Below are 3,948 nucleotides of genomic sequence, written 5' to 3'. Positions count from 1 at the left end.
TTTTTTACCTACTCCCCTGATTTACATTATTTTCGCTAATTTTGTATTGATTTTAGTATGCAAACGGTTAAGCAACGTTGCATTGACCAATCCCGTGGGGCATAATAACGAAAAATTCAGCAATGAATTTCTACTGTACAAGCCGTTTGACGGCTATTTTTAGTTTAAATCGATTTAAAAAAGGTCCTCAAAAATGAAAAAATCTCTGTTCGCTGCTGCTTTGTTGTCTTTAGCTTTGGCCGCTTGTGGCGGTGCTGATAAAGCTGCTGAAACTGCTGCTTCTGCTGCTTCTGAAGCCGCTGCTTCTGCTACTGAAGCTGCTGCATCTGCTGCTGAAGCTACCGAAGCTGCTGCTACTGAAGCTGCTGCATCTGCTTCTGAAGCCGCTGCTTCTGCTACTGAAGCTGCTGCTTCTGCTGCTGAAGCCGCTGCGTCTGCCGCTTCTGAAGCTGCTAAATAATATTCTTTTGAATATAAGAAAGGCAGGATACCATTGCGTATCCTGCTTTTTTACATTCTTCACACTCCACTTCCCAACTTTTCCGCCTGACTGCCATGCACCTTCACGACCGTTTTGCTGAGTTTCTTTCCGCCTCTGAAATCATCGAAGCCACTCCGGCCTTGTTAAACGACCAACGCCGTCGTTTTGTTTCTTCGCCGGATATTGTCTTACAGCCGAACTCTGTCGAAAGTGTGCAGAAAATCATGCGTTTCTGTTTTGAAAACCGCATCCGCGTAACCCCGCAAGGCGGCAATACCGGATTATGCGGCGCAACGGTAACCAGCGAAGGCGTACTGCTCAATCTCTCCAAGCTCAACCGTATCCGCGATATCAACCTTGCCGACAACAGCATGACGGTTGAAGCAGGCGTGATTTTGCAAAATGCTCAAAAGGCGGCAGCCGAAGTCGGACGACTGTTTCCGCTCAGCCTGGCCAGCGAAGGCTCTTGCCAAATCGGCGGCAATATCGCCTGTAATGCCGGCGGTTTGAATGTCTTGCGTTATGGCAGCATGCGTGATTTGGTATTGGGTTTGGAAGTCGTTTTACCAAACGGCGAACTGGTTTCCCACCTTCAGCCCCTGCACAAAAACACGACCGGCTACGACTTGCGCCATCTTTTTATCGGCAGCGAAGGAACATTGGGCATCATTACCGCCGCCACACTCAAACTCTTTGCCCTGCCCAAAACCAAAGCGACCGCATGGGTAGGTTTAGACGATATTGAATCCGCCGTCTCACTTTTGACTGCGGTGCAAGGCCATTTTGCCGAGCACTTGACCAGCTTCGAGCTGATCAGCCGCTTTGCTCTCGATTTATCTTCGGAATTCAGCCAACTCAAAAAGCCTGCTGATGCGGAATGGCATATTTTGATTGAACTTGCAGACTCTGTTCCCGATGCCGGACTGGATGAAAAGCTTGCCGAATTTCTCTATCAAAACGGATGGGAAAACAGCATTTTGGCGCAATCCGAGCAAGAGCGCTCCGACTTATGGACCTTGCGTGAAAATATTTCCGCTTCCCAACGCAAACTCGGCACCAGTATTAAACACGATATCGCCGTCCCTATCGCCCAAGTGGCCACCTTTGTCCGCCAATGCGCCCCTGCCTTGGAAACCCGCTTTCCCGGCATACAGATTGTCTGCTTCGGACATTTAGGCGACGGCAGCCTGCATTACAATACATTCCTGCCCAACGTATTGAGCAACGAAGCCTACCAATACGAAGACGCCGTCAATACCATTGTTTATGAAAACATTCTTGCCTGCCATGGTACGATTGCCGCAGAACACGGCGTAGGCATCATCAAAAAACATTGGCTGCCCCGTGTGCGTACGCAGGCCGAACTTGTTCTGATGCATTCCATCAAAAATCAGCTTGACCCTTATGGCATTATGAATCCGGACAAACTCCTGCCTTCTTTGGATTAACCAATACGAAAAGGCTGTCTGAAACATTTCAGACGGCCTTTTATCTTATCCAAACTATTTCAATGCCGTTTTCCAGTCCAATCCGCCCAAAGACGGTACCTGTATTACTTCATTGGTATCCAAATTGACCGCTGTCAGCTCTCCGCCCCACAACGCGCCGGTATCCAAAGCAATTACTTGGTCTGTATTAACGTAGCCCAACGACGACCAATGCCCGAACACGGTAATATAATCCAAATTCTGCCTATCAGGTGCTTTAAACCAAGGGCGCAGGTAAAGCGGCATTTTCTTCAAAGTGGATTTATATTCGTAATCCAATTCGCCTTTGTACGTCAGCGCACGCATACGGGTAAAGACATTAACAATCATCCGTAGGCGCTCGTAGCCGGTCAAATCATCCGTCCACGCAGTCGGCTTGTTGCCGTACATTTTGCCAAAAAATTTCCTGTACTTTTTACCTTGCAATTCATCCTCGGCTTCACGGGCAAGGCTTTCGGCTTTATCAACCGACCATTGTGGCAAAATACCGGCATGCACCATCACATGCCTGTTACCGCGCACCAAAAGCGGTTGATGACGCAGCCAGTCCAATAAGGATTGACTCTCGGGATGGGACAAAATCGGCTCAACCGTATCGCTGCGCTTGAGCGTTCCTTCACCGCAACCGACGGCCAAAAGATGCAAATCATGATTGCCCAAAACCATTTGCACGCTGCTGTCATGCTCTTTGGCAAATTTCAGGGTTTCCAAGGACTTCGGGCCGCGATTGACAATATCGCCGACCAGCCAAAGGGTGTCCGTACCATGATTAAAGCCGATTTTGGCAAGCAACAAAGTCAGCTCGTCAAAACAGCCTTGAATGTCTCCGATTGCGTAATGTGCCATTATTATTGTTTTCCGTTGTTATTATTTTCAGACGGCCTCAAGCCCAGCCTAGGCCGTCTGAAAACATCAATTATGCATTTAAAACCAATACTGCTTCTGCTTCAACCTGAACGCCTTTAGGCAGGCTGGCCACGCCAACCGCCGCACGTGCAGGGAAAGGTTGTTTGATAAATTCAGCCATCACTTCATTGAACACGGCAAAGTTGGCCAAATCGGTCAAATAAGCATTGAGTTTGACGATATCGTTCAAAGAACCGCCTGCTGCTTCGGCTACGGCTTGCAGGTTTTTAAATACTTGCACTGCTTCGGCGCGGAAGTCGCCATCGCCGACCACGGTCATCGTAGCTGGATCCAAAGGAATCTGACCGCTCATATAAACCGTATCGCCTGCACGGACTGCTTGGCTGTATGCACCAATCGCGGCAGGGGCTTTGTCGGTATGGATAATGGTTTTAGACATGATATTCTCCTCAAATAGAAATGTCAGAAACAGGTGGAAGCTTCGAATTTTACTTTCAACAGAAATACGTTTCAATAAAAGCATTCAATTAATGCGTTTAGCCCGTCTTGTTCTTCCCCGATTTTAAACCTACAATCCCACATATTATTCATTTCAAAGCCGAAATTATTATGTTTTTTGTCTTATCCCCAGCCAAAAACCTCAACGAAAAAGACCCCTCCCCCGTCAGCAGCTTTACCCAGCCCGACCTTCTGCCCGAAGCGGAAATCCTGATGCAGGAGTTGCGCCAGCTTGCCCCCCAACAAATCGCCGAGCTGATGCATGTTTCCGACAAAATCGCCCTGCTCAATGCCGAACGCAATGCCGTATGGCACACGCCGTTTACGCCTGAAAACGCCAAACAAGCCGTATTTATGTTCAACGGCGACGTCTACGAAGGCATCGCCGCCGATACGCTCAAACCGAAACAAATCGACTACCTGCAACAACACGTCCGCCTGCTCTCCGGCCTATACGGCGTACTGCGCCCGCTCGACTTGATGCAGCCCTACCGCTTGGAAATGGGCACAGCCTTTGCCAACTCGCGCGGTAAAAACCTCTACGAATTTTGGGGCGATAAAATTACCGACCTGCTCAACCAAACGCTGAAGCAGGCCGGCAGCGACGTTTTAATC

5 protein-coding genes are annotated in these 3,948 nt (G+C 48.8%); 3 read left to right on the top strand and 2 right to left on the bottom strand.

What is annotated here, in order from left to right; all coding sequences use genetic code 11:
• Positions 1–193 precede the first annotated feature (193 nt).
• Together ACTHUE_RS12410 and ACTHUE_RS12405 are read left to right on the top strand one after the other, a co-directional pair.
• A complete protein-coding gene (locus ACTHUE_RS12410) occupies positions 194–460 on the top strand; it encodes a hypothetical protein (protein ID WP_285070423.1) in 267 nt (88 codons plus the stop codon).
• 95 nt (positions 461–555) lie between these two features.
• Positions 556–1,929, top strand: coding sequence for an FAD-binding oxidoreductase (locus tag ACTHUE_RS12405; RefSeq protein ID WP_285070424.1), 1,374 nt, complete (start codon positions 556–558; stop codon positions 1,927–1,929).
• Between the two features lie 54 nt (positions 1,930–1,983).
• Here the strand turns inward: ACTHUE_RS12405 and ACTHUE_RS12400 are convergent, their stop codons facing one another.
• Both ACTHUE_RS12400 and ACTHUE_RS12395 read right to left on the bottom strand, forming a co-directional pair.
• Complete coding sequence (locus tag ACTHUE_RS12400) at positions 1,984–2,814, bottom strand: symmetrical bis(5'-nucleosyl)-tetraphosphatase (protein WP_070873857.1); 831 nt, start codon at positions 2,812–2,814, stop codon at positions 1,984–1,986.
• Between the two features lie 70 nt (positions 2,815–2,884).
• A complete protein-coding gene (locus ACTHUE_RS12395) occupies positions 2,885–3,274 on the bottom strand; it encodes a RidA family protein (RefSeq protein WP_440403683.1) in 390 nt (129 codons plus the stop codon).
• Positions 3,275–3,444: 170 nt separating this feature from the next.
• Between ACTHUE_RS12395 and ACTHUE_RS12390 the strand changes: the two genes are divergently transcribed.
• On the top strand, positions 3,445–3,948 hold a 504-nt coding region (locus ACTHUE_RS12390), incomplete at its 3' end, for a YaaA family protein (protein ID WP_440423595.1).

Source organism: Neisseria sp. P0021.S005 (genome assembly GCF_051956955.1).
This window is presented reverse-complemented; position numbering and strand designations above follow the sequence as displayed.